Source organism: Paenibacillus caseinilyticus (assembly GCF_027533645.1).
Taxonomy (GTDB): Bacteria; Bacillota; Bacilli; order Paenibacillales; family NBRC-103111; genus Paenibacillus_G; species Paenibacillus_G caseinilyticus.
The window spans coordinates 55,990-80,425 of the sequence record NZ_JAQAGY010000002.1; the positions used below are offsets into that span (position 1 = coordinate 55,990).

General features: G+C 59.3%; 21 protein-coding genes and 1 riboswitch. Of the genes, 13 read left to right on the forward strand and 8 right to left on the reverse strand.

The window, feature by feature from the left end; translation table 11 throughout:
* Nucleotides 1–162: 162 nt before the first annotated feature.
* A riboswitch (cyclic di-AMP (ydaO/yuaA leader) is annotated at nucleotides 163–305 on the forward strand.
* Both O9H32_RS03140 and O9H32_RS03145 read left to right on the forward strand, forming a co-directional pair.
* Nucleotides 306–1,196: a C40 family peptidase gene (locus tag O9H32_RS03140; protein ID WP_269864362.1), complete on the forward strand. Its 891-nt coding sequence runs from the start codon at nucleotides 306–308 to the stop codon at nucleotides 1,194–1,196. It abuts the riboswitch before it with no gap.
* 186 nt (nucleotides 1,197–1,382) lie between these two features.
* Nucleotides 1,383–2,351 carry an alpha/beta hydrolase gene (locus O9H32_RS03145; RefSeq protein ID WP_269864363.1) on the forward strand — a complete coding sequence of 323 codons (969 nt, stop codon included), beginning with the start codon at nucleotides 1,383–1,385 and terminating at the stop codon, nucleotides 2,349–2,351.
* A 136-nt stretch (nucleotides 2,352–2,487) separates the two neighbouring features.
* On the opposite strand, the gene O9H32_RS03150 is transcribed toward O9H32_RS03145, so the two are convergent.
* The 3 genes from O9H32_RS03150 to O9H32_RS03160 all read right to left on the reverse strand — a co-directional run bounded on the left by O9H32_RS03150 (nucleotide 2,488) and on the right by O9H32_RS03160 (nucleotide 4,759).
* Nucleotides 2,488–3,234 (reverse strand): amino acid ABC transporter ATP-binding protein, encoded by a 747-nt coding sequence (locus O9H32_RS03150; RefSeq protein WP_269864364.1) that lies wholly within the window; start codon nucleotides 3,232–3,234, stop codon nucleotides 2,488–2,490.
* A gap of 13 nt (nucleotides 3,235–3,247) precedes the next feature.
* Nucleotides 3,248–3,907, reverse strand: a complete 660-nt coding sequence (locus O9H32_RS03155) for an amino acid ABC transporter permease (protein ID WP_269864365.1) — start codon at nucleotides 3,905–3,907, stop codon at nucleotides 3,248–3,250.
* An 87-nt stretch (nucleotides 3,908–3,994) separates the two neighbouring features.
* Nucleotides 3,995–4,759 carry an amino acid ABC transporter substrate-binding protein gene (locus tag O9H32_RS03160; protein ID WP_269864882.1) on the reverse strand — a complete coding sequence of 255 codons (765 nt, stop codon included), beginning with the start codon at nucleotides 4,757–4,759 and terminating at the stop codon, nucleotides 3,995–3,997.
* Between the two features lie 473 nt (nucleotides 4,760–5,232).
* Here O9H32_RS03160 and O9H32_RS03165 point away from each other — a divergent pair, with 473 nt between their 5' ends.
* The 3 genes from O9H32_RS03165 (at nucleotide 5,233) to O9H32_RS03175 (ending at nucleotide 8,000) form a co-directional block, all read left to right on the forward strand.
* Nucleotides 5,233–5,427: a hypothetical protein gene (locus O9H32_RS03165; protein ID WP_269864366.1), complete on the forward strand. Its 195-nt coding sequence runs from the start codon at nucleotides 5,233–5,235 to the stop codon at nucleotides 5,425–5,427.
* A 215-nt stretch (nucleotides 5,428–5,642) separates the two neighbouring features.
* Nucleotides 5,643–6,803 carry a glycerate kinase gene (locus tag O9H32_RS03170; RefSeq protein ID WP_269864367.1) on the forward strand — a complete coding sequence of 387 codons (1,161 nt, stop codon included), beginning with the start codon at nucleotides 5,643–5,645 and terminating at the stop codon, nucleotides 6,801–6,803.
* A gap of 156 nt (nucleotides 6,804–6,959) precedes the next feature.
* Nucleotides 6,960–8,000: an IS630 family transposase gene (locus O9H32_RS03175; protein WP_269864883.1), complete on the forward strand. Its 1,041-nt coding sequence runs from the start codon at nucleotides 6,960–6,962 to the stop codon at nucleotides 7,998–8,000.
* Nucleotides 8,001–8,142: 142 nt separating this feature from the next.
* On the opposite strand, the gene O9H32_RS32755 is transcribed toward O9H32_RS03175, so the two are convergent.
* A complete protein-coding gene (locus O9H32_RS32755; RefSeq protein ID WP_319946919.1) occupies nucleotides 8,143–11,985 on the reverse strand; it encodes a family 43 glycosylhydrolase in 3,843 nt (1,280 codons plus the stop codon).
* Between the two features lie 12 nt (nucleotides 11,986–11,997).
* The gene (locus O9H32_RS03190) at nucleotides 11,998–15,141 is read right to left on the reverse strand and encodes a family 43 glycosylhydrolase (protein WP_269864368.1); all 3,144 of its coding nucleotides are present in this window, start codon (nucleotides 15,139–15,141) and stop codon (nucleotides 11,998–12,000) included.
* A gap of 254 nt (nucleotides 15,142–15,395) precedes the next feature.
* On the opposite strand from O9H32_RS03190, the gene O9H32_RS03195 reads away from it, so the two are divergent.
* Complete coding sequence (locus O9H32_RS03195; RefSeq protein ID WP_269864369.1) at nucleotides 15,396–15,524, forward strand: hypothetical protein; 129 nt, start codon at nucleotides 15,396–15,398, stop codon at nucleotides 15,522–15,524.
* A gap of 42 nt (nucleotides 15,525–15,566) precedes the next feature.
* A complete protein-coding gene (locus O9H32_RS03200; protein WP_269864884.1) occupies nucleotides 15,567–17,282 on the forward strand; it encodes an ABC transporter ATP-binding protein in 1,716 nt (571 codons plus the stop codon).
* 112 nt (nucleotides 17,283–17,394) lie between these two features.
* Here O9H32_RS03200 and O9H32_RS03205 read toward each other — a convergent pair whose 3' ends face one another.
* Nucleotides 17,395–17,898: a DUF2569 family protein gene (locus tag O9H32_RS03205; protein WP_269864370.1), complete on the reverse strand. Its 504-nt coding sequence runs from the start codon at nucleotides 17,896–17,898 to the stop codon at nucleotides 17,395–17,397.
* Nucleotides 17,899–18,173: 275 nt separating this feature from the next.
* Here O9H32_RS03205 and O9H32_RS03210 point away from each other — a divergent pair, with 275 nt between their 5' ends.
* The 4 genes from O9H32_RS03210 (at nucleotide 18,174) to O9H32_RS03225 (ending at nucleotide 21,464) form a co-directional block, all read left to right on the forward strand.
* A complete protein-coding gene (locus O9H32_RS03210) occupies nucleotides 18,174–19,133 on the forward strand; it encodes a D-2-hydroxyacid dehydrogenase family protein (RefSeq protein WP_269864371.1) in 960 nt (319 codons plus the stop codon).
* A gap of 112 nt (nucleotides 19,134–19,245) precedes the next feature.
* Nucleotides 19,246–20,139: a hypothetical protein gene (locus O9H32_RS03215; protein ID WP_269864372.1), complete on the forward strand. Its 894-nt coding sequence runs from the start codon at nucleotides 19,246–19,248 to the stop codon at nucleotides 20,137–20,139.
* Nucleotides 20,140–20,170: 31 nt separating this feature from the next.
* The gene (locus O9H32_RS03220; RefSeq protein ID WP_269864373.1) at nucleotides 20,171–20,563 is read left to right on the forward strand and encodes an immunity 22 family protein; all 393 of its coding nucleotides are present in this window, start codon (nucleotides 20,171–20,173) and stop codon (nucleotides 20,561–20,563) included.
* Nucleotides 20,564–20,585: 22 nt separating this feature from the next.
* Complete coding sequence (locus O9H32_RS03225) at nucleotides 20,586–21,464, forward strand: aminoglycoside 6-adenylyltransferase (protein ID WP_269864374.1); 879 nt, start codon at nucleotides 20,586–20,588, stop codon at nucleotides 21,462–21,464.
* Between the two features lie 111 nt (nucleotides 21,465–21,575).
* Here the strand turns inward: O9H32_RS03225 and O9H32_RS03230 are convergent, their stop codons facing one another.
* Both O9H32_RS03230 and O9H32_RS03235 read right to left on the reverse strand, forming a co-directional pair.
* Nucleotides 21,576–21,764 carry a YqaE/Pmp3 family membrane protein gene (locus O9H32_RS03230; protein ID WP_406627249.1) on the reverse strand — a complete coding sequence of 63 codons (189 nt, stop codon included), beginning with the start codon at nucleotides 21,762–21,764 and terminating at the stop codon, nucleotides 21,576–21,578.
* Nucleotides 21,765–21,873: 109 nt separating this feature from the next.
* A complete protein-coding gene (locus O9H32_RS03235; RefSeq protein ID WP_269864377.1) occupies nucleotides 21,874–22,371 on the reverse strand; it encodes a regulatory YrvL family protein in 498 nt (165 codons plus the stop codon).
* 332 nt (nucleotides 22,372–22,703) lie between these two features.
* Between O9H32_RS03235 and O9H32_RS03240 the strand changes: the two genes are divergently transcribed.
* Nucleotides 22,704–23,906 carry an MFS transporter gene (locus O9H32_RS03240; protein WP_269864378.1) on the forward strand — a complete coding sequence of 401 codons (1,203 nt, stop codon included), beginning with the start codon at nucleotides 22,704–22,706 and terminating at the stop codon, nucleotides 23,904–23,906.
* A 201-nt stretch (nucleotides 23,907–24,107) separates the two neighbouring features.
* On the forward strand, nucleotides 24,108–24,383 hold the full coding sequence (locus tag O9H32_RS03245; protein WP_269864379.1) for a hypothetical protein: 276 nt from the start codon (nucleotides 24,108–24,110) through the stop codon (nucleotides 24,381–24,383).
* Nucleotides 24,384–24,436: the final 53 nt, after the last annotated feature.

A 24,436-nucleotide genomic window follows, 5' to 3' on the forward strand; every position in this document is an offset into this window, starting at 1 on the left:
ATGATAGATTGGCAGGCCTAGCCGCTGCCAATCTATTTTTTTTGTTCTATATATTGGTAAAAGTGTGTCGAAAATCGAAAAATCCGTCGATATAAGGAATATATTAGGAAAAAACCTGTTTCATGGTTGGTACTATACGTAATGGCTGTGCTAGTCTTATAAAAAAAATACAGGCCGAATCCAGTTCAGCAGAAGATCTGGTACGGGGGATTCTTTCAAATGGGGTGAATGTTCGAGAAATCGAACTAGGGAGCAGCCTCTTCCGAATCCGTCAACTAACCTCGGAGGCCGCAGGAGGAATGAATTTGAATCGTCGTTTTTATCGAAAGCTTCTTTTGTCGTGCGCTTTTTCTGCCGCCGGACTGTTTGGGGTGCTTCATGCTGGGACAGCCGAGGCGGCTGCGAATGTCAAAATCCAAATCAATGACAGCCTTGTCTCTTTTCCGGAAGCCCAGCCTTTTATCGATCCTTCCAATCAAATGCAGATTCCGCTGCGTACTTTGACGGAGGAACTAGGATATCAGGTCAGCTGGGAGAAGAAGGGCGAGGTCATAAACGTGACGCTCATCAATAAGAATGAGAAGATTTCGCTGCAGACCGCCTCCCGCTATGCGGAAGTCGATGGCAAGCGGGTCGAGTTGGACTCTCCGGCGCAATTCATCTCTGGCAGCGTATATCTTCCTCTGCGGTTCGTCTCCGAAACCTTCGGATACCGGATTCAGTGGGATGCGGATAACCGGATCGCGATCATTAACGAAGACGGGCAGTATCATGCCCCAGCCTGGTACAAGCAGCAGGCCGAGGCGAAACTGCAGGCCCAGGCGCAAGCCCAACCGCAGCCTCTGCAGTCCGCTATCCTGCAGAGCGCGTACCAATACTTGGGCACGCCGTATGCTTGGGGCGGCAGCTCGCCGGGCGGTTTTGACTGCTCCGGATATGTCGGCTATGTGTTTGGTCAAAAGGGAGTCAGCCTTCCCCGCACCTCCGTGGAGATGTATCAGTCGGCGGGCAGCGTCGTTACGGATCTGCAGGCCGGCGATCTTGTCTTTTTTGCCGAAGGCGGACGGGTATCCCATGTAGGCATCTATACCGGCAACGGTCAATTTATCTCGTCGGCGAGTTCTTCCGGCGTCTCCATCGCGAGTATTACCACCGGTTATTGGGGCCGCAAGTACGTAGGGGCCAAGCGCGTATAAATCTGCCCCGTTCATTCTCTTTTACTTCCAAAAATGTCACTGTAGAGGACTCGCCGCGGCGAGTCTTTTTTTGTTCGTTGCTTAGGCCGGGTGGCGGGGCTGTCTGATTAGCCGCCATACCAATAAGGGTAATGGAAGGAAGTGTAAGCCCTTAGGAAGGATACGAATCGCGAGGAGTGGATATCAATGGCTAAGAACATTCGGCTGGAAGCCAAGGCCCAGAAGTTTGCGGAGGACACGGCCAAGCCGCCGTATCTCTTCGATCTCGGCCCCGAAAAGGGACGGGCTCAAGTGGATGAAGTGCAGTCCGGCGAGGTGCACAAGCTGCCTGTCGACATCGAAGACCGGACAATCGATGGCGGACCGGAAGGCACGGTTTCCGTTCGGATTCTGCGTCCTGTGGATGCCCCGAAGACGCTGCCGGTCATCGTGTATACCCACGGAGCCGGCTGGGTATTCGGCAACGCCCATACGCATGACAGGCTGATCCGCGAGCTTGCCGTAGGCGTCCAAGCGGCCGTCGTCTTCCCTAACTACAGCTTGTCCCCGGAGGCCCAATATCCTACGGCCATTGAAGAAGTGTATGCCGTAGTGGAGTGGGTCGCGAAGAACGGGCGGGATCTGGGCCTCGATCCGAATCGCCTTGCGGTGGCGGGGGACAGCGTGGGGGGCAATATGACGGCGGCGGTTACCCTCATGGCCAAAGAGCGCGGAGGCCCGGCGATCCGCCAGCAGCTGCTGTTCTACCCCGTAACGGATGCTTCGTTCGATACGGAGTCCTACCGCGAATTCGCCGAAGGCTACTTCCTGCGGCGGGATGCGATGATGTGGTTCTGGGATCAGTATACGAAGGATGAAGAGCAGCGCGCCGAGATCACGGCCTCGCCGCTGCGCGCTACCACCGAACAGTTGGAGGGCCTGCCGCCCGCACTTGTCATCACCGGCGAGGCGGATGTGCTGCGGGACGAAGGCGAAGCCTACGCGAACAAGCTGCGCGAAGCCGGCGTGCGCGTGACGGCCGCCCGTTTCCAAGGGACCATCCATGACTTCGTGATGCTCAATGCCCTCGCCGACACGGCGGCTGCCCGCGGCGCGATCGCCTTGGCGAACGCATGGCTGCGCGAAGGGCTTGGGGAGATTATGGGGGAGCAGTGAGTTCTATGCGGGGGCAGTCCTAATGCAGCGGCAGCTGGAACCCCCACCCAAAAAGACCACTTCAGTGTCATTTCACTGAGGTGGTCTTTCGATTGAAATATCAGAAACTGGAGGCTCCGGGGGATCAGGGGCTGTTCTACTGATAGCTCCGGTTCAAGAATGCCTTCGTCCGCTCGTGCTGCGGGCTGCCGAAAAGCTGTTCGGGCGGGCCCGATTCGATGATCTCGCCGTTGTCCATGAAGAGGACGCGGCTGGCGACTTCCCGGGCGAAGCCCATCTCGTGAGTGACGACGATCATCGTCATGTGCTCCTCTGCGAGGCTCTTCATGACTTGGAGCACTTCGCCCGTGAGCTCGGGGTCGAGGGCCGAGGTGGGCTCGTCGAAGAGCAGGATCTCGGGGTTCATCATCAGCGCCCGGGCGATGGCTACGCGCTGCTTTTGGCCGCCCGAGAGCTTGGCGGGATACGCGTCCGCCCGGCCGGTGAGGCCTACCTTCTCGAGCAGCTCGCTGCTGCGGCGGCGCAATGCGGCGGCCGGCTCCCCCTGCACGAGGCGGGGGGCGAGCTCCAGATTCTCCTGCACGGTCAGGTGCGGGAACAGGTTGAAATGCTGGAACACCATGCCCATCTTGGCGGTGATCCGCTTAATTTCCTGTCCTTTCGAATAGATCCCGTCCTTCACCAGATCTTCCCCTGCCACACGGATTGACCCGTCGTTGATCTGTTCCAGATGGACGAGCGAACGCAGCATCGTGCTCTTGCCGGAACCGGAGGGGCCGATGACCGCAACGACATCGTTCTTATTGACATCGAAGGTGATCTGCTTCAGCACATCGAGTGTGCCGTATGATTTTTTGAGGGCGGATACTTCAATGATAGCCACGTGCGCCATTCCTTTATTCGAATTTGAACCGCCGCTCCAGCCATTTGAAGAGCGCGGTTAATACCAGGGTCAAGATTAGATAGATGATACCCGCGAAGAAGAACGGAACGATGGTAAAGTCGCGGTTGACCACCGTCTGGGCATAGTGCAGCAGCTCGGGTACGGCTACGGCGTAGAGCAGGGCGGTATCCTTGACGAGCGTAATTGACTCATTGGATACGGAGGGCAGGGCGACGCGGAACATCTGAGGCAGAATAATGCGCGTGGTCGTCTGCCACTTGCTCAAGCCCAGCACCTGCGAGGCCTCGTACTGCCCTTTGTCGATAGCGAGCAATCCGCCGCGGAAGATCTCGGCGAAGTAGGCCGCATAGTTCAGGATGAAGCCGATGCACGCCGCGGTGAACCGGTCGAACACGAGGAATTCGCCGATGACCGGAATCATCGGGAGGCCGAAGCAGATGAAGAGCAGCTGCAGCAGCAGCGGCGTGCCGCGCATAATATAGATATAACCGTGAGCCAGCGCCGAGAGCGGCTTGATGCTGCTTTGGACGGCAAGCGTGAGTGCGAAGCCCAGCGGAATGGACAGCGCGATGGCGATCAGGAACAACAGCACCGTCATCTGCGCCCCTTCGAGCATAGGCTTAATCATCGAGATATAATCCCCTGCGGACATGAAAGAACTCCCCCAAAAAACAAAACAGGATTTCCGGGAAGAAATCCGTTCTGCTGATCATCATTCATTTGTTGTGAAGCTTCACCCTTACTTCAGGACCTTGTCTCCGCCGAACCACTTCTGCGAAATTTTGGCGGCCGTGCCGTCTTGATTCAACTCGTCGAGCGCCTTCTGGAGCTTCTGCAGCAGGGCTTCGTTGCCTTTCTTCACTCCTACGCCGTATTCTTCGGGAGCCAGGGATTCGCTCAGGATTTTGAACGATTCCTTCTCTTTGGCCATGTAATAATTGATGACGACTTCGTCGACGATGACCGCATCGATCCGGCCGATCTTAAGATCGGTCAGGGCGAGCACGTTATCCTTGTACTCCGTCACCGTCTTGATCTTGGATTTCACGGCAGGATTCGCATCCAGGGCTTCTCCCGCGGAGGATTGGGACTGCAGGCCGACCGTTTTTCCTTCCAGCTCATCCAGCTTGGTCAGGTTCGACTTCGCGAGTGTTACGACGACCTGCGCGTTCTTGAGGTAAGGCTTAGTGAACAGCACTTGGGCTTTGCGCGTCTCGTTGATCGTATAGCCGTTCCAGATGAGGTCGATCCTGCCGCTCTTCAGCTCGGATTCCTTGGTATTCCAGTCGATGGGCTGGAATTCCACCTCGCTGCCCATCTTCTGGGCTGCGGCCTTCGCATAGTCGATATCGAATCCTACAATCTCGTTCTTCTCATCGCGGAAGCCCATCGGGGCGAACTTGTCGTCGATCCCGATGACGAGCTTCTTGTCCGCGCCTGCGGAGCCGCCGGAGCCGGAGCATCCGGCCAGAATCGAGAATGCGGCTGTTAATATGAGTCCCATGGCTGCCAAACGTTTCTTCACAAGAAAAACCACCTTTAACGAATTATGCTACTGTCTCGAATTATCATTTCATTTCCTTGCTTTAGTGCGTTACCACTTTATCAAGAATCCCATAATATCATATTCTAGCAAATCGTGTCGAGGCTCTCCCAAAAAGAAAAATAATTCCAAAAAGATAGAAGTTTCCCGTGATAGGGGGCTGGAGCGGAAGGGGTTACAACGCTTGAGAACCGCGGATCCATGAATGTACAAGGGTTAATTCCGGGAGGACAGAGGTCCCTGTCGCCTTCGGCGCTCGCCGGGTGTAGAAATATGGAAGTGAAGAATACCGTGGCGGGCCCCCTCAAACTAACGCATCCTTCCGTATATCCTTTAGTAACAGATTCAATGGAAAGATAGAAGAGAGCCAAGAGAGTCCAGGTGCTATCGCGACCGACCTGCAGCACAACACAGCCGCCAAGGGGGAATAATAGATGATGACGGTCCAGGATTTGCAGCAAAGAATTCAGTATATGCAGTATCTTGGCTTCGACGAAGCGAAGAAAATGTGGGTGTACACCTATCGGGAGAAGTACAAGAACAGGGACGTATTCGGACTCGTATCCGGCAAACAGAAGGTCGTCGTCCTGCCATCGCTGCACGGCTTGAATTTGAAGAAAGCGTTCTGAAGGAATGTATGCGGTTCGGCAGCAGGTGAGCGCCTGCCGTGTTGCGAGGTTCTTAGCGTCAGGCAGCAAGGGGCTGCAGCTCCACCTATAGGCGTTCCTTCTCCGCCCCGGGCGGAGCGGGGAGCGTCTTATTTCATTTGGGGGAAGGGCAGGAACAGGGGGGATCCGTCTCGAATTGAGAACGTATCCAGAATTTATTGATCGGAGTGAATCATGTGCGGATCATAGCTGCCCCCGATTCTTATAAAGGAAGCCTCTCCGCCCTGGAGGCAGCCGGCGCGATCGAGAAGGGCGTCCTGTCCGTCTTCCCGGAAGCGCAGGTGGACAAGGTGCCTGTCGCGGACGGCGGGGAGGGTACCGCCGAGGCGCTGGTCACGGCCTCCGGCGGCCGCTTGCTCCGGGAGCGCGTAATGGGCCCGCTCGGCGAACCCGTCGAAGCGTATTGGGGGCTGCTCGGGGACGGGCGCACCGGCGTGATTGAAACCGCCGCGGCCTCCGGACTCCCGCTCGTGCCCGCAGACCGGCGCAACCCGGCGCTCACCACGACCTACGGAACGGGAGAGCTGATCCGAGCGGCATTGGAGCACGGAGTGCGCAAGCTCATCATCGGCCTCGGCGGCAGCGCCACCAATGACGGCGGTGCCGGGCTGCTGCAGGCGCTCGGCGTCCGCTTCCTCGACGGGGCGGGGGAGGAGCTGCCGCAGGGCGGCGCGGCGCTGGCAAGGCTGGCCCGCATCGATGCGGCGGGCCTGGATCCGCGCCTCGCCGAATGCGCCATCCGCGTCGCGTGCGACGTCGACAACCCGCTGTGCGGACCGCGCGGCGCTTCGGCTGTGTTCGGTCCCCAGAAGGGGGCCTCGATGGAGATGGTGGCGCAGCTGGACTCCGCGCTGCAGCGGTTCGCCGAAGCCGCACACCGGGCGGCGGGCCGTCAGGCGGCCGAGCTTCCGGGCGCGGGAGCGGCGGGGGGCCTCGGGGCCGGGCTGCTGTACTTCACGGAGGCGGAGCTTACGCCGGGCATCCGGCTCGTGCTTGAGGCGGCGGAGTTCGAGCGGAAGCTGCAGGGGGCCGATCTCGTCATTACGGGCGAGGGAGCCACCGACGCCCAGACGGCCTTCGGCAAGGCGCCCGTAGGCGTAGCGCAGATCGCCCGGCAGTACGGGGTGCCGGTGGTCTGTCTCTCCGGCAGCCTCGGGCCGGGCAGCGGGGATGTGCTGGAGCAGGGGATCGGTGCCCTGATGAGCATCGTCCCCGGGCCCATGCCGCTCCAGGAGTGCATCGCCTCGGCTCCCGTGCTGGTGGAAGAAGCGGCAGCAAGGCTGTGCCGGCTTCTCCGGGTGGGCATGAAGCTCGGAGGCGCGGAGCGGAGCCGGTAATCACACGAATACAAGCAGGCCCGAAGGAACGAGATCCTTCGGGCCTGCTTCTTTAAAATATTAGTATTTATATCATACTATATAAGACGCATTTAACAACGTAACATGCCGCTGGTATGGGTAATTATTAGTAAAACACCTGAGGCGGCGATGAAGATGGATAAGACGTCAACAGAGATCGAACGCTTGAATGAAGCCATGAAAGAAACTTCAGAAAAACGGTTGTACGAGAGATATCTGGCCGTGCGCCTTCATCTGGAAGGTCACTCCTTCGTGGAAATCGGTCAATGGCTTGGCCGCGCTCGCCAAACGATCAGCAGCTATTGGCAAAGCTATCAAAAACAAGGGATCGCAGGCCTAGAGATGGATCATTCCCCTGGGCAGCCGCCCAAACTGACCGAAGAACAGAGGCAGCAGCTGGCAGCGATGCTGGAGCAGAAGCAGCCGGCCGATGTTGGCTTTGAAGCCCGCTATACCTGGACATTGCCCCTGGTAGCCGAGTGGATTCAGCGTGAATTTGGCCAAGAGATTAGCGTTCGTGGCATCAGCGCGATGCTCAAACGGATGAACTTCAGCTTTACCAAAGCCACTTATACACTGGCTAAAGCTGACAAGGAAGAGCAAACTTATTTCCGGAAACACACCTTCGCCCGGCTCAAGGAACGGGTTGAAGAAGAGGATATTGATCACCTGCTGTTCGAAGACGAATCGATGATTCGTTCTTATCAAGCGTTGCAATATAGCTGGTTTCCGCGCGGAAGACAGCGCAGAGTGCCAACGTACGGGAAGCATGAAGGTGCCAAGTTATTTGGAGCGATCAATTATGAAACCGGACAAGTACATCATCGAGAAGAAGAAACAGCGGATGTAGCAGCTTGGATACGGTTCCTGGAAGATCTGCTTGCTGCGTATCCACAGGGAAAGATCGCAATCATTCTGGATAATAGCCGCATTCATCATGCAGCGGCACTGCAGCCTTTTTTGAAAAAGCATACTCGTCTACAACTTGTCTTTCTACCGCCGTACAGCCCGAACTTAAATCCGGTGGAAGGATTGTGGCTATGGCTAAAGGCAGACGTCGTTAACAATGTGTTTTTTGAAAAGTTTTATCGAATCAAGTTACATGTAGGTCAGTTCATGAAGCGAATCAACAAGCATCCATTGATGACAATTGATCGACTACTCTTAAGGTTATAATCTTAATTGCGTCTTATATAGAATGTATATCTCGCCAGAGCTCGATCCCGTAATCTTGTATTTCTTATAAACGCGCATCGCCTACAGGACGGCGAAGCCGTTTATCTTGTTTGGATGATCGGGCTGCCGCTCCGGCATCCCTCTATGGCTGAAGAATGGCCGGCGGCGCGGCAGGCTTCAGGAGGGAGTCGTCCGGAGTGCTTCCATCCCAGACGAACACTTTGACTTTGTGGCCTGTCACGTCCAGAGGCAGGGTGAGACCCAGCTTCGCCGTATCCCCATCTGTGCCCGTCAGGTTCACCGGCACGTAGGCCGAGTCTACCAGGGTCCCTCCGCCGTTATAGAGCGCCATCACGGCCAGAAGCGTTCCCCCGGTCCCCTTGCGGTCCGCCAGTGTCACGGACGCCTCAAGCTTCCCGCCTGCGGTGAGACGGTCCGCATTGAATGCGGTCTGCACCGTGTAGGGAGCCTCGCTTGCGACCGTGATCCGCGCCGTGACTGGTACCGCCGGGCCTGCGGACTTGCCGGCCGCAAGTGCTCCGAAGTCCGGCGTACCGTCCGGTTTCCAGGCGAGCCGCTTCACGCGGGTGTGCCGGTTCGGATCATAGAGCGGGTCGCCTTCGATATCCTTGTAAGGACGGGCATGGTAGACGAGCACGTCCGTCGTTCCGTCTTCGGCGACCGTGAAGGAGTTATGGCCCGGGCCATACTGGCCTGCCGCCTCGCTGCTCACCAGCACAGGCTCCGGCGACTTCGTCCAGGAAGCCGGATCGAGCAGGTCGCTCGTGTCCGCAGCGGTAAGCAGACCCATGGCATAGTTGTCGTCCGTCGCGCTGGCCGAGAACGAGATGAAGATTTTGCCGTTCCGCTTGAGAACGCTCGGCGCTTCGTTCACCCAGTACACCTGGCGCTCCCAGGCGTAGTCCGGTGTGGAGATCAGCACCTGATCGCCCGAGACTGTCCACGGATTGCTCATCGGGGCGATGTACAGGTTGGAAGGGCCGTTCTCCTTCTGGGCCCATACGAGATAGCGCTGTCCGTTATGTTCGAACGTGGTGGCGTCCAGGGAGAAGTCGGTGAAGGAAGCGGTATTGGAAGCCGGCTTCCCTATGATGCCTTTCTCGATCCATGTGCCTGTGAGCGGGTTGGCATCCGCGCATTCGAGGACGTACGGACGGATCTTCCAGATCTCCTCCTTGCTCCCGGCCGCGAAGTAGATGTACCACTTGCCGTCGATATAGTGAATCTCCGGCGCCCAGATATGCGCGCCCATCTCGCCGGACGCATGCTTCTGCCAGACGGTCACTTCCTCCGCTTCGGCGAGCCCCTGAAGGGATTTGGCTCTGCGCAGGACAATGCGGTCATATTCGGGTACGGAGGCGGTGAAGTAGTAGTAGCCGTCCGTATGCTTCATGATGTGCGGATCGGCCCGCTGCTCGATGAGCGGGTTGTCATAGGACTGCACGACGGCCGAGCCTTGCACCGAGAAGACGCCGGACTGGTCATAAGCGCCGGCCGGAATCTCGTCCCACGTGACCCCAAGCTCCGCGGAAGTCCCGTCGCTGTACCTGGCAGTCACCTTCGCGGGAAGCTCGGGTGCGCTTCCCGCGGTCGTGCTTACCTGCACCTCGTCGACGCTGACGAGATCCGCTACACGGATCTGGGCGGCGGCGGGAATGGCCGTACTGAAGACCGTACCGTTCAACTGGAACGTACCGAGGCCGGACAGTTTGTCCAGCGGCAGCCGCTCCCAAGTTACGGGCAATTCAACCTTATGGCCGTCATAGTGGCGGACCGTTACCTTGTCCGGCAGCACTGGCGGGAAGTCTTTGGTTGTCGTTACCCGGACTTCGTCCACCGAGACGATGCTGTCCGCGAGCACGTTAACTTGGAACGTCTGTGTATCGGTGTATCCGCCGCGGCTGAGCTCTGCTGTCAGCGTCACGACCGCATCCTGCTCGTTCTTGGCCGGACGGGTCACCTTGCCTGCGGAAGAGAGGATGGCCGGCTTGTCGGAGGTCCAAGTGACGCGGACCCCGTTGTCCGCCCCTTCAGGCAGCTCCAGGTCGGAGACAACCTGGGTCGTATCCCCAAGGCTGAGCGCTTCCTTGGCTGCGGTGACCGCCTCTTGATCGGAGTAAGAGGCGGTGACGATGCCTGCGACCTCCTGCTGGGGGAGGGCCTTATTGTAGATCCGGAAGTCCCTCAGCTTGCCGTCGAGGTAAGGGTCGGCTGTCCAGTTCGATTTGGCGATATAGTTGTAGGCTGTGGCCCCGTAATCAGAAGGCTTCTTCGTGGACGTACCCGAAGCCGCCGCGGTTCCGTTAACATAGATCGTGTAGGCGGTGCCGGATTTGGTGACGGCCACGTGCGTCCATGCCCCGGCCTTCGGGGCGCTTGACGTCGCATCGGCGATGCTGCCTTCCATGTCGTAGCGCAGGTTCGTCGTCAGGAACATTTTGCCTGCGCTGACGCCCGTCCCGAAGTCGAAGATCCGGGTCCAATCGCCGGTCTTGGAGTCGATGTATACCCAGGTCGCCAGTGTAAAATCATCCAGCGTACTCATGATGCCTGCCGGAAGCTGCACATACTGCTTCTTGGTGTTGTCGAAATCCAGAGCCGCTTTCTCCTTCACCGTCGTCAAGGAGGGTCCGTTCACGGCGGTCGCATTCTTGCCGTGTCCGGAAGCGTCCGGCACCGTCGTGCCGTTCAGCTCGTCGAACTTGTACCATGTTATGAGACTTTCCGTTATGCCTCCCGACACGGTTACCACCGCTTCGGCTTCGACCGTCGTTCCGCCGAGGCTGCCCTTCACGGTGAACTCGCGTCCGGGCTCCGCATATAATGCAGGCTCGATCGCCGCCCAGGTCACAGGTACTACGGATGTGGCTCCGTTGTTATACACGGCGGTCACCACGGAAGGGAGTACGGGAGCGCTGCCCGCCGCCGTAATGACGCGGACGGGCTCCGCCGAGACGATCCGCAGCTCGCCGAGGACCGTGACGCGGGTCTCCGCCGGAAGCGCCGTCCCCTCTGCGGTGCCGCTGACCGTGAAGGTGCCTTCAGTAGCATAGGCATCGGCCGGCACGCTGTCCCATTGAACGGGCACGGCTTCCGTACTGCCGTCGGCTAGCCGCAGCGTGACGGTGGAAGGAAGAACGGGAGCGACCCCTGCCGTCGTGCTGACTTCGGCGGTATCGACGGATAACGCCGCCGTAGAAGCCCCGGCGAGTGCCCGGATGTCTTCCCAGCCGAGAGCCCGGCCGTAGAGGCGGAAGTCCGCGATTTTGCCGTCGAGGCCTTTGCCGGCACCGTGTTCCCAAGGGAACTGGGCATAGCCGATGTAGTTATACGTGCTGACAATGTCGCCCGGCAGGGCATTCATGCCGGTCAGCGTCCCTTGGAGCACACCGTCCACATAGAGCGAGTTTGTATGCCGGGAGCCAGAGATGACGGTGGTGACATGCTTCCAGGACTTCGCCGGCAGTGGTTCCAGGGTCAGGGACTGATTGCTGGCGAAGCCGGTCTTGAACAGTTCCAGCGAACTCTTCGCCGCGTCGTTGACCGGGGCGAAGTTCAGTCCCGAGAAAGCTTCGTTCGTGCTGTCCTTATAATTGCCGAAGCTGTAAAGGGAGGCCCAAGGTTTCGCCGTGTCCATGTATACCCAGGCCGAGACTGTGAGGTCCGTCAAGCCGTCCAGGATGCCGGCCGGCATCTTGACATAAGCTTCGGAGCCGCTGAGATCGACGGCGCCGCCTTTCTCCGAAGCGGTGATGACCGCTTCGCCGGCAAGCTCGCCGGTATGTCCGCCGCCGGAGCTGTCCGCTGCGGTCCGAGAGCCCGGGGCGTCATCGAACGCGTAGCGGAGCAGGAGGCCGTCATCCGTGCCTGCCGCGGATGCCTGCGGCAGCGGCAGTGCAGTGAACGGGGCGGCCAGCAGCGTGAACGCTGTGAAGCATGAGACGAGTTTTTGATGCAGTCGCACGTGATTGCCCCCTTAGTTCTTCTTTGTCGTCAAATGGCTGGTCCAGATGCGGTGCAGCATGACCGCTGTCTCCGCCCGGGTTGCGCTGCTGCGCGGGTGGATAGCGCCGCCGCTGCCCTCGATGATGCCTTCCTTGATCAGAGCCGCCGTGCTCTCTGCAGCATAATCGGACACGTCCGCCGCGTCGGCGAATCCGCTCAAGTCATCGGAACTGCCGGCCAGCTCCGTCTTCTTCACCGTCTTCAAGGCTCTTGCGATCAGCACCATCATGTCCTGACGCGAGATTTCGGCCCGCGGATCAAAGCGGTTCCCGCCGACGCCATCTGTCAGGCCAAGGGAATGGGCCAGGTTGACGGCTTCATAGTAATAGTCTCCGGGCAGCACATCCTCGAAGCCGCCGGTCTGCGTGGTCCCTTGCAAGCCGAAGACTCTCATGAGCAGGGTGATGAAGTCGGCCCGGGTTACCGGCTTGCCGGGCTCGAAGGTCGTCTCGGACGTGCCCTGGATGAAGCCTTGGGCCGCCAATGCCTTAATCGCCTCCTGCGCCCAGGCATAGCCCTCGGTCACGTCGCTGAACACCGGGGCCGCTGGCGTGCCGCCGCTGCCGCTGCCGGAGCCGCTGCCGCTGCCGGAGCCGCTGCCGCTGCCGCCGCTGCCGCTGCCGCCGCTGCCGCTGCTGTTGCCGCTGCCGCTGTCGCTGTCTCCGCCGCCATTGCCGCTGCCGGAGCCGCTGCCGCTACCGCCGCCGCTGCCGGAGCCGCTGCCGCTACCGCCGCCGCTGCCGCCGCTGCCGCCGCTGCCGCCGCTGTCGCTGCCGTTGCCGCCGCTGCTGCCGCCGCTGCCGCTGTCGCTGCCGCTGCCGTTGCCGCTGCCGCTGCCGCTGCCGTTGCCGGAGCCGCTGCCGCTACCGCCGCCGCTGCCGCCGCTGCCGCCGCTGCCGCCGCTGTCGCTGCCGTTGCCGCCGCTGCTGCCGCCGCTGCCGCTGTCGCTGTCGCTGTCGCTGTCGCTGTCGCTGTCGCTGTCGCTGTCGCTGTCGGAGCCGCTGCCGCTGCCGCTGCCGCTACCGCTGCCGCTACCGCTGCCGCTACCGCTGCCGCTACCGCTACCGCTGCCGCTACCGCTGCCGCTACCGCTGCCGCTGTCGCTGCCGCTGCCGCTGTCGCTGTCGCCGCCGCCATTGCCGTCTGCGACAGGCGTGTACGCGAATTTCGCTGCCAGCGGCTCGGCGACATCCGCCGCTCCGAGAGCCACCTTGTACTCGCCCTGTACGGGACTTGCCAGCGTGTAGCCGAACGCGAAGCTTCCGCTCTCGCCGCTCGTCGCCTGGTCGAGATAATCGAGGGTGCCGTCGGGCCTGGTGACACGGACGGCAATCTCGCTGCCTGCGCCGGAAGCCGCCCGCCCTTCGATGGTCACTTTCTGCTCCGCAGCGCTTACGCCGATCTTCACCTGCTCGATCGCGCCCGCTGTGCTGGCCGCCTCTACCTTAACGTCCGCAGAAGCCGCGAATTGCCCCTCCTCGGTCAGCGCTGTGATCTGCGCGTTCCCTGGGGACTTGGCGCTTACCGTGATCGTTGCCGTACCGCTCTCGGGGTGAAGGACCGGGGTGCCGACTTCCGCCACCGCCGGATCGCTCGAAGTGAACGAGATTCTGCCGTTCAGCGCGGAAGCCGGCCGTATGACAGCTGTCAGCACCGCATCGGTCCCCTTCTGAAGGACGACCGACTGCTTGTCCAGCGAGACACCCTGGACGTCCGCCGCTGCAGTGCGGAACGTGGCATCGCCTTGAGCTGCCGCACCGCTCACCGGCTCCACCTTAAGCAGAGTGCCGGCGTGGCGCAGATAATGACCCGGCAGGGAATAAGCCTCGAAGGAAGAGAACGACCCGTCGGCAAGGCCTGCCGTTACCCGGAATGTAGCGCTCTGGGCGAATGCGGGGGTGCCGTCATGCTTCTCTAGCACGACGCCTGCGTCCTTGTGACGCAGATAGTAGCCAGGCCGGTCCACGGACTGCAGCGATACATAGCCGGTGCCTGCATCCGCCAGGCCGGGTACCATGTACCATTTGGAATCCTGTATCGACCGGTCTATGGGATCCATCCGCACATCGCGGTTGTAATGACGTATGTATCGGCCCGTATGGTTGTAGGATTCGATCTTGTGTGCGGTCCCGTCCAGCCCTGTGGACGTCGGAATGACTTGGCGGATCGTGCCGTCCGCGTTGTAATACAGGCGGTCGATGGCGACCGAGCGCCGGTACTGCCCGCCGGTCGGCAGAGCGCTGTTGTGATACACCAGGTACGACTTGCCTTTGAAATCGATGATGGCCTGGTGGCTGGTGTTGCTGGCTGCCGTATCGCTGCCGTCCTGTGTCAGCGCATCGAGCAGGAGTCCCCGGTACTCCCAAGGGCCGGTGGGGGAACTGCTTGTCGCATAAGCGAGCTCCTCCGGGTAGTTGTGGGCAAAGGAGAGATAGTATGTACCGTTGTGCTTATGAATCCAAGGCGCTTCCGTGTAAGTGCCTTCCATGTTGTTGATGCTTACGCGGTGAATCTCGCCGTCGAGCTCGGTCATGTTCGGCTTCAGCTTGGCGTAGTAGCAGTGCGTATTGCCCCAATACAGGTAGGCTTGCCCGTCATCGTCAATGAAGACGGTCGGGTCGATATCGTCCCACGGGGCGGTGCCCATGCTCTCGGGTGCCTGGGTCATGGGGCTGCTCACCAGCGGTTTGCCGAGCGCGTCCTTGAAGCCGGACGTCGGATTGTCCGATGTGGCGACGCCGATGGAATAGCCGTTACCGTCCTGATTGAGCACCGTGACGTACCAGTAGAAGGTGCCGTCCCTCTCGGTCAATTGGCTGGCCCAAGCGGAATTCGGCTGCGCCCAGGCGAATGTGCCCAGGTCAAGTGAACCTTCTTTGGTCCAGTTGACCATATCGGTGGAGGAGAAGATCAGCCAATCTTTCATGGCAAAAAAATTGCCGTTCGCTGCCGCTTCGTCATGCCCGGTGTAGAGATAGACCTTGTCTCCGTGCACGAACGCCGCCGGGTCCCCGGTGAAGGCGTCCTTGATGACGGGATTGTCCGCATAAGCGGCGGGCGTGTAAGCCGACGAGAGCAGCGCGGCCAGTACGAGCATTGAAGCCCATGGTTTCATACGCGGCCTCCTTGGGGCGGTGGAATGATGATACGGGTGCCGGAGTCCGGCCTTCTTGATTTTCGCTGGAATAGAGATCGTTCCTCCTTGCCGCGTTGTGGCATGGCGATCAGGCGCGGCCTTTATTTTAATATCAACCAATTATAAAACGCTTTCTTTTAATGTTATATGCAATATAATTTGGGTTTGTTGTTGATTTTTATGGACAGTCCGCATCCGGCGATGGATTTATTGGATTTTTTTTCAAAAATAGTTTGAAATTTTTAGGTAAAGGAGGCAGGCGCGGCGTCGTCGAAGAAAGCGGCCAGTCCGAGCTCCGCGATACGGATCTTCCGCAGGCAGGAGTCCGGGACCCGATTGCCAAATACCGGCTCCGGTTGTAGGATGAATGGAATGGATTACTTTTTATGAAATGGGGGATGCGTGTGCTTCGCCGATTTTTTTCGTACTACCGGCCCTACCGGGGGTTGTTCCTCCTGGACTTCGGCTGCGCTGTCCTAGCGGGCCTGCTCGAGCTGGGCTTCCCGCTGGCGGTCAACCAGTTCGTGGACAAGCTGCTCCCGGGCCAGAACTGGACGCTGATCCTGTGGGCCTGCGCGGCGCTTCTGTTCATCTACGTGCTGAACACCGCGCTGCAGTATATCGTCACCTACTGGGGGCATATGCTCGGGATCAATATCGAGACGGATATGCGCAGGAAGCTGTTCAATCATATCCAGAAGCTGTCGTTCCGGTTCTTCGACAATCATAAGACCGGGCAGCTCATGACGCGGATTACGAACGACCTCAATGAGATCGGGGAGATTGCGCACCACGGTCCGGAGGATGTCTTCATTGCCATTATGACCCTTCTGGGCGCCTTCGGCCTCATGCTCACGATCAACTGGAAGCTCGCGGTCATGACGTTCATCATCATTCCTCTCATGGCCTGGTTCGCGATCCACTTCAGCTCCAAGATGACCCGCACCTATGAGCGGCTGTTCGGCGATGTGGGCGAATTCAACACGCGGGTCGAGAATAACATCGGCGGGATCCGCGTCGTGCAGGCGTTCGCGAACGAAGAGTACGAGAAGGAGCTCTTCAAGGGAACGAACCAGCAGTACCGGCTGACGAAGCTGCTCGCTTACAAGCTCATGGCGAAGAGCATGTCGATCACCTACATGATGATGCGGCTCGTCTCCATCTTCGTGATGATCTGCGGTACGTGGTTCGTCATCCGCGGGGAGCTGACCTACGGCGAGTTCGTCGGGTTCCTGCTGCTCTCGAACGTGTTCTTCCGGCCAATCGAGAAGATCAACGCGGTCATCGAGAGCTATCCCAAGGGCATCGCCGGGTTCAAAAGGTACTGCGCCATCCTCGACACCGAGCCGGATGTGGCCGACGCGCCGGATGCGGTAACGGCAGGTCCTCTGCGGGGAGACATCCGCTTCCAGTCCGTATCGTTCGGCTACGACCACGAGAAGCGGATCCTGAACGGACTGAATCTGTCCATCCGGGCAGGGGAGACCGTCGCCTTCGTCGGGCCTTCGGGTGCGGGCAAGACGACCATCTGCTCTCTGCTCCCCCGGTTCTACGAGTGCAGCGAAGGCAGTATCACCATCGACGGCATGGATATCCGCCGCATGACGCTGCAGTCGCTGCGGGCCCAGATCGGCATCGTCCAGCAGGAGGTGTACCTCTTCGAGGGCACGATCCGCCAGAACATCGCCTACGGCAAGCTCGAAGCCAGTGACGATGAGATCTGGGAAGCGGCGCGCCGGGCCCAGCTCGAGGACTTCATCCGCAAGCAGCCGGACGGCATGCAGACGCAGATCGGCGAGCGCGGCGTGAAGCTGTCGGGCGGCCAGAAGCAGCGTCTGGCGATCGCGCGGATGTTCTTGAAGAACCCGCCGATCCTCATCCTCGACGAAGCGACCTCGGCGCTCGACACAGCCACCGAGATGGCGATCCAGCAGTCCCTGGCCGAATTGTCGGTCGGCCGCACGACGCTCGTCATCGCCCACCGCCTCGCCACGATCAAGAATGCGGACCGCATCATTGTCGTGACGGAGGACGGGGTAGCCGAGGAAGGCCCGCACCGGGAGCTCGTCGCCGCCGGCGGCATGTACAGCCGGCTGCATCAGGCCCAGTTCGGCACGTAAGCATGGCTGAGCTGTAGGTTTGCAGCACCAAGAAGCCCGCTTTTCCCGATGAGGGGAGGCGGGCTTCTTGGTGTATTGGGTTATAGACCGTTGCTTAAGCGGGTAACCATCTTCATTTACGGAACGTTTCCTTAACTCTTTTGGAGAAGAGAACATAAGGAATCAATAGGACGCTGTAGAGGAGCATCTTGGACATATGCTTAATGATTCGGAGATGAATTGCCTCTCTGAGTGTAGCGTCAGCATACTGAGCGATCAGGATGTCTGCTCCATAATCAAATACAGCGAGAACACCCAATGTAGCGAACAGGATGACCGTGGCCTTTGGTAAGATGGGATGTTTCTTGAAGATAAGGACAATGAATACCAGTGAGAACAGCGCGGCTGCAGGCAGCACTACGAGATCCACGAGGAGCAGTAAGCTCCAGAGGGGAGACATCTCCAACATGATGGAGAATGAACCGCCTGTAAAAAAAGGTAAGACGTCGGTCTTGTAATAGGCTAGCACATTGAATGGGAGAAGTAGTAAAATTACGGCCAAAAAGAGAAGTCCTCCTCCAATGGCCGGCCGCTCGGATTGTTCTTCCGTTTGATGATTTCCCTGAACACTGCTCATATCTATCCCCCATAAATGAATATATTGTTGGATTATAGCACCTCTTGAATCTATTGTCTTGAAATGATGATCCGATGATGTGACAGGCTAGGGACAACTTCCCTTTTATGCCGTACCCTGGATAGACCGCCAGTTCACCGATGCGTTGGGTTGGATTCGGCCCGTAATCCATGGCCTGAACTAAGTTTTGATCGAGGGAAGGAAAAAGCCGCAGTTCCGGCGAACCTCTCCATATAACTTCGAATTCACATCCATATAATGGAGGTTGCCTTGATATGAAACTTCGCTGCGCCATACTGGATGATTACCAGCAGCTCGCACACCGTCTCGCCGACTGGTCCGCCCTGGAGGACAGGGTGGAAGTGGAGACCTTCCATGAGCACGAGGAGAACGAGGACCTGCTCGCCTCCAGGCTGGAGCGCTTCGAGATCATCGTCATCATGCGGGAGCGGACGCCGTTCCCGGCTTCGCTCTTCGCCCGCCTGCCCCGGCTGAAGCTGCTGGTGACGACGGGCATGCGCAACGCTTCGATCGATCTCGCCGCCGCTTCGGTGCATGGCGTCGTCGTCTGCGGGACCCCGGGGCATGCCGAGCCGACCCCCGAGCTGACTTGGGCGCTGATCCTGGGGCTCGCCCGCCATCTGGTGCCGGAGCATCAGGCGCTGCGTTCGAACGGCCCGTGGCAGAGCACCCTCGGCGTAGACCTGAGCGGCAAGCGGCTCGGTCTGCTCGGGCTTGGCAAGGTCGGCTCCCGGGTGGCCCGCGTCGGTCTGGCCTTCGGCATGGAAGTATGCGCCTGGAGTCCGAATCTGACGCGGGAACGTGCCGAAGAAGAGGGAGTACAGCTCGCCGCTTCGAAGGAAGAGCTGCTGGAGAGCAGCGATTTTGTCTCGATCCACCTCGTGCTCGGCGACCGGTCCAGAGGGCTCATCGGCAGGGAAGAGCTGCGGCGCATGCGTTCCACCGCCTATCTCATCAATACGTCCCGCGCCCCGATCATCGACCGGGAGGCACTGGTCGAAGCCCTGCAGCAGGGGTGGATCGCCGGTGCCGGACTCGATGTCTACGAGCAGGAGCCGCTGCCGGCGGACGATGTCTTCCGTTCGCTGCCGAACGTGCTGACGACCCCGCACCTCGGCTATGTCACAGGGCGCAACTACCGCACCTTCTACGAGGGGGCGGCCGAGGACATTCATGCCTTTCTAGCCGGCGAGCCGCTGCGGAGGCTGAACTGAGTGACGCGGTGCCGGATTCGGCGGATAATGTCTCTTGCCCCGGGAAGGACTTGGAGCAGGGCAGCCCCGTTTCACGGGTTGCTCCTCTGGCGCATAGGGAGAGAAACGGCGAATGGAGAGAAAAGCTGTGAATCGGATCTGGATCACCGCGCTCCTCGGGAGTGCGCTTGCTGTATCGGGCTTCCCGCAGACGGGTGCAGCTCCAGGAGTGCCTGAGCCGCCCGCCAGCTTCGTTTCGACGCCTGCGTCGGCTGCCGCACCCGGGAGGGGGAGCCCATCTCCTGATCCGGAGGGAGCAGTGGTGCATATAGGGGAGGAGCAGCCGGTGTACCGGTATGCTTCTCCCGGCCAAGATGACGGGGAGGCGGGACAAGCTGCCGCTCCGGAGCCTGGTAACGAGGCGGGCGTACCAGCAGTGGAGCCGGCGGAGGATCCGGCGCTGGCAGGCATCGTGATCGGCGAAGGCAAGAGCGATATGGATGGGGACGGCATGCGGGAGACTGTCCGTATCCAGATAAGCGGAGGCAGGGAAGTGACGGATGCGAACCCCGGAGCCTATGAGGGCACCTTCCTCTACGGTACGTTCGAGGCCGTAGCGACGGCCCCGGACGGGCAAGAGCTCCACCGGTTCCCGCTGAACGAGGCCTTCGGCGGCGGGGAGATGCGATTCCGCAAGGGAGCACCCTTCCGGCTGCTCTTCGACGATTACAACGAGGACGGCCGCTCCGAATTCACGGTCGGCCAGCGGCAAGGGAGCAATGGCAGTGTGTATTCCATGCTGACCCTCGGGCCGGACGGGTTCCGGGTACTCTCGAAGGAGATGTATTCCGCGGATCAAGAGGCATCGATCCGATACCGCAAGAGGGGTACGAAGGCCTTCGTGAACATTTACTACGACCAGTCCAAAGGGAGCTATATGGAGGTCGTCCATCAGTGGAAAGACGTGGCGTTTGTCGCAGAGGCGCCGGTGGAAGCGAAGGAAGTACGGCCGGCAGGCGAAGATTAATGGGCTGCCGGACAGCAGAGGAGGAACAGACATGGGCAGGGAACTCAAGGACGAGGCCCGCGTATCCCTGTGGCTCGGTACCTTCAGCTCGGAGGAAGCCGCAGGGCAGTATGTGGAAGGAAGCTATACGGAGGACGGGGAGTATGCGCCCTCTTCATTCGAGCAGGATTTTGCTTTCCGGTATGACCCGGACTTCATCGAGTTGAACTACAAGGAGGCGCCTGAAGCGGCACTCGAAGTCTTACTGGCCGGGCATTCCTATGACGATGAGATTCTCCCGGCCTTCCGGGAGCTGCCCGGTCCTTCGGGCGAGGCATACAACACGGTGATCCTGGTATACAACCTGGCCTATCACGAAGAGGTGCGGCGCAGCAGTCCGGAAAGCGGGGAGCTCGTGTACAAAGGAACGGTGCAGTACCGGTAAACTTGAGCGGAGGGGTGTGACGATGCGAAGCGAACAAGAAATGATGGAGGCGATTCTGGGGCTAGCCCGGGAGCATGACGGGGTGCGGGCTGTCGTGATGAACGGATCGCGTGTGAATCCTGCCGCGCCCCGGGACCCGTTCCAGGATTATGATATCGTGTTCTTCGTCAGGGAGGTCAGCGCGTTCGTCCGGGACCGGACCTGGATCCAGCGGTTCGGCGAGATGATGATCATGCAGACGCCGGACGACATGGACACAGAGCCGGACGCTTCCGGCGAGTACAACCGCTTTGCGTTCCTGATGCAGTTCGCCGATGGGAACCGCATCGATCTGACCCTCTGTCCGGCCGGGCAGGAGAAGATGCTGGAGCGGGACAGCCTGAGCGTGCTGCTGCTCGACAAAGACGGGGCGCTGGAGCCCTTCCCGCCGCCGAGCGACCGGGATTATCTCATTGTGCCCCCAAGCCGGGAGCAGTTCGCCCACTGCTGCAACGAGTTCTGGTGGGTGAGCACCTACATAGCCAAAGGCCTGTGGCGCCGCGAACTGCCGTACGCCAAATACATGATGGATCGACCGGTGCGGGATATGCTGGTGCGGATGCTGGAGTGGCATATCGGCGTCCGGAGCGGGTTCACTGCCGTCCCCGGTAAGGCCGGCAAATATCTCGAGAAGCATCTGGAGCCGCAGCGCTGGGCGGCCTACGTAAGCACTTATGCGGACGGGGATGACGACCGCATCTGGGAGGCGCTCTTCGCGATGGTCCGCCTGTTCCGCGAAACGGCATTAGAGGTGGCGGACCACTTCGGCTGCGATTACCCGCACGAGGATGACCGCAAAGTAACGGCCCATCTGAACTATGTAAGAACGCTGCCGCAGGACGCCCGTGAACTGTACGGATAGGCGAAGCCGCCGGTATCGAGGGCGGTGGCTATACACGAAGAAGACCGGTCTGCGCTGCAGCCGGTCTTCTTCGTAACGCTTATTGGTGAGAATCTGATGATCCGGGATAGATTATCTGTGGTACTCCCGGTGCATGCGTTCCATACGACGGTCTTGCTTTTTCTCGTGGACGACCATACAGGCGTGGATGGCGCCTGGCAGCCAGAAGCACAAGGTAAGGATGAGATTAAGGAACGCCTGGAACGGTTTGCCGGATAAGAGCACGGCTACGGGAGGCAGCAGAATGGCAAGAAGATACATGTTGGACACCTCGCAATCGGTTATACCCGTATTACGTGCGGCGCACGTCCTCCGTTTCATTCCTGCAGCCCGAATGGACACCCAAATGCTGTCATCCGCGCAAAAAAGCTCAGACCGGTGCATCGGAGGCCCCGTCCTCCGTCCTGCCCTTTTTCTTGCTGTCCGGGATCAGCCCGTCTATGGCGAGCATCAAGGCAACGAAGGCGACCTCCGCGCCGGAGCCGAACGTCACGCCGTCCATCCACTCGTCCGTATAATGCAGCGAGAGGAGATCGAACGTAAAGTGGAGAAGCAGCGTGAGCCCGGCTACCTGCCACTTCGGGGCGGAGGGAAAGATGAGGGTACAGCAGGTGATGAGACATAAGATCAGAAAGCCGAGCACGAGGTCGAACACGAACCCTATCCCGATAAAGGCGAGGACCGACTGCCAGGAGTCGTATTCGATGCCGAGGAGGTAGAACGTGCCCGTGGTCAGGAAGAATACGGCTGCTGCCACGAAGACTAGAATGAATGCGATCATAAGGACAATAGCGGTGATGGCGATCGCTTTATCTTTGGGAGTGTATGTCTCGGGAGGGGAGCCCCCCCTCCGGCCGGATTCGTTCATAGGTATCACCTGCCTGGTACTTATTGAGAATGAGTAGTCCCAGATTAGTATAAATTGGTTCTGGTAAATTTACAACTTTTACCTTTTATTAATAAGTTTTTGGCAAGAAACAAGTTCGTTTGTTGCTCTGGTGACAAAATAGCGAAAGGTGAATTGACCCTTTCCCATCCGCCGGCTTATGATGGGAATACATGGATCTGAAGGAAGGAGAGCGGAAGATGACCGATTACGCCAGACCTCCCTGCTAAGATCGAACCGCCGGTCGTTCCCGTGCCCCTCCCTGACCGGGTTGAGTGAACCGTCTCAACCGCAATCAGGAGAGGAGTACCTTCATGGACTATACTGCAAATCTGCGGAAGCTGTATGCATTCCGTTTTTTGTCTAGCCTCATCCCGGCCTATGTGATCGAGAGGCTCTACTGGGAGGAGCGGGGCATGTCGATTCAGATGGTCGTGTACACGGAGATCATCTATGCGCTGACGATCGTCCTGCTGGAGGTGCCGACCGGCGTCCTTGCCGACAAGTGGGGCCGGCAGAGGATGCTGGTGCTCAGCAGCCTGCTGGCGTGCGGCGAATTCGGCATCCTGCTGGTCGCAGAGGAGTTCTGGCACTTCGCGCTGGTCGTCTTCTTAGCCGGTATCAGCCGTTCGGCCAGCAGCGGGGCGGAGAATGCGCTGCTCTACGATACCTTACTGCTGCAGGGCAGGGCGCCCTCGTTCGAAAAGCAGCTGGGGCGCTTGCACGCCTGCGACTTCGTCTCCGCCATGCTCGCGGCTCTATGCGGCAGCCTGCTTGCCAGCCGGTTCGGCCTGGAGCTCAATTACTGGATATCCCTTGGCAGCGCGCTGACCGCGCTGTCCCTTACACTCCTGCTGGTCGAGCCAGCCTCGGTGGCAGAGGAGTCCGCTGCCGGGGAAGCGGTCTCGCTCAAGCGGTCGGTAGTGGTGTCTCTGAGATTTTTTCGAAACCGCCCCAGCGTGGTCACCGTCCTGCTCTCCGGCATGGTGACGGGTACAGCCATAGGATTCATTGATGAGTTCTGGCAGCTGTACGTGAACCGGCTCGGGCTGCCCGTACTCTACTTCGGGGTGATGTCCGCCGCGTTCATGCTTCTGCGGTTGCCGGGCAGCCTGCTCGCCCACCGGCTGGCAGACCGCTTCGGCATCCGGGGGCTGCTGATCAGCGTCACGGCCCTATTGGCGATCGGCCTATCCTGTGCTGCCCTAAGCCGAGGCGTTCTAGGCTTGGCGGCCATACTCGCGGTGTGTCTGTTCTCCGGTGTGATCGAACCGCTCACAACCGGCTACCTGCATCACCGGATCCAGGATTCGTCCATGCGGGCGACGATCGATTCCTTCCAATCGCTTGGATTGAATGCGGTGCATATGCTGGCGGGCCTGGGCTTCGGTTATTTCGCATCCCGGTACGACGTGTTCCGAGGGTATGGCTTCATAGCTATGCTGTGTGCCGTGTTCCTGGTCTGGTTCATCTCGGCATCCTGCCGGATTGAACCCGCACCAGGCGGCGAAGGATGACGCCTTGATGTTCGAATATCGCTGGGTTGAACCAAGACTGCCATCGGGAGAGGCAGTCTTGGCTGCGTTGTATGGAGGCACGGCACATATTCGCTGATTACAGAACCGGGCGGAGCAGCCCTTCTGACAAGTGAATGGGGTGTGAACGTACGAAGCAAGAATCTTCAAGGTTCTATTGCGGATGAGAATGGAGCGGAGTATATGGCGATTTGTCTTAAGTTCGAGTTAGTAGAAGTCGTGGATACGACAGCGAGATACAGATTCGGCGGATGTAACGAGGTGCTAGACGGAGTATTCGAAATCGATATCACCAAGCTGGTGAGAGGGGATATTGACGGAGATACACCGATCAGTCAAGTGGTAAGATTAATGAACGACAAGCAGAGCCAAAGCATGGCGAATCGAGTCTTCGGAGAGATCTACCGTCATTATCTCAAAGATAGCAAGTATCCGGAAGAAGGCGGTTATTACGCATAAAGGAGAAAGGAAGGGCGCATAGAAGAGCAGGAGGAGAACGAAATGTACGATGT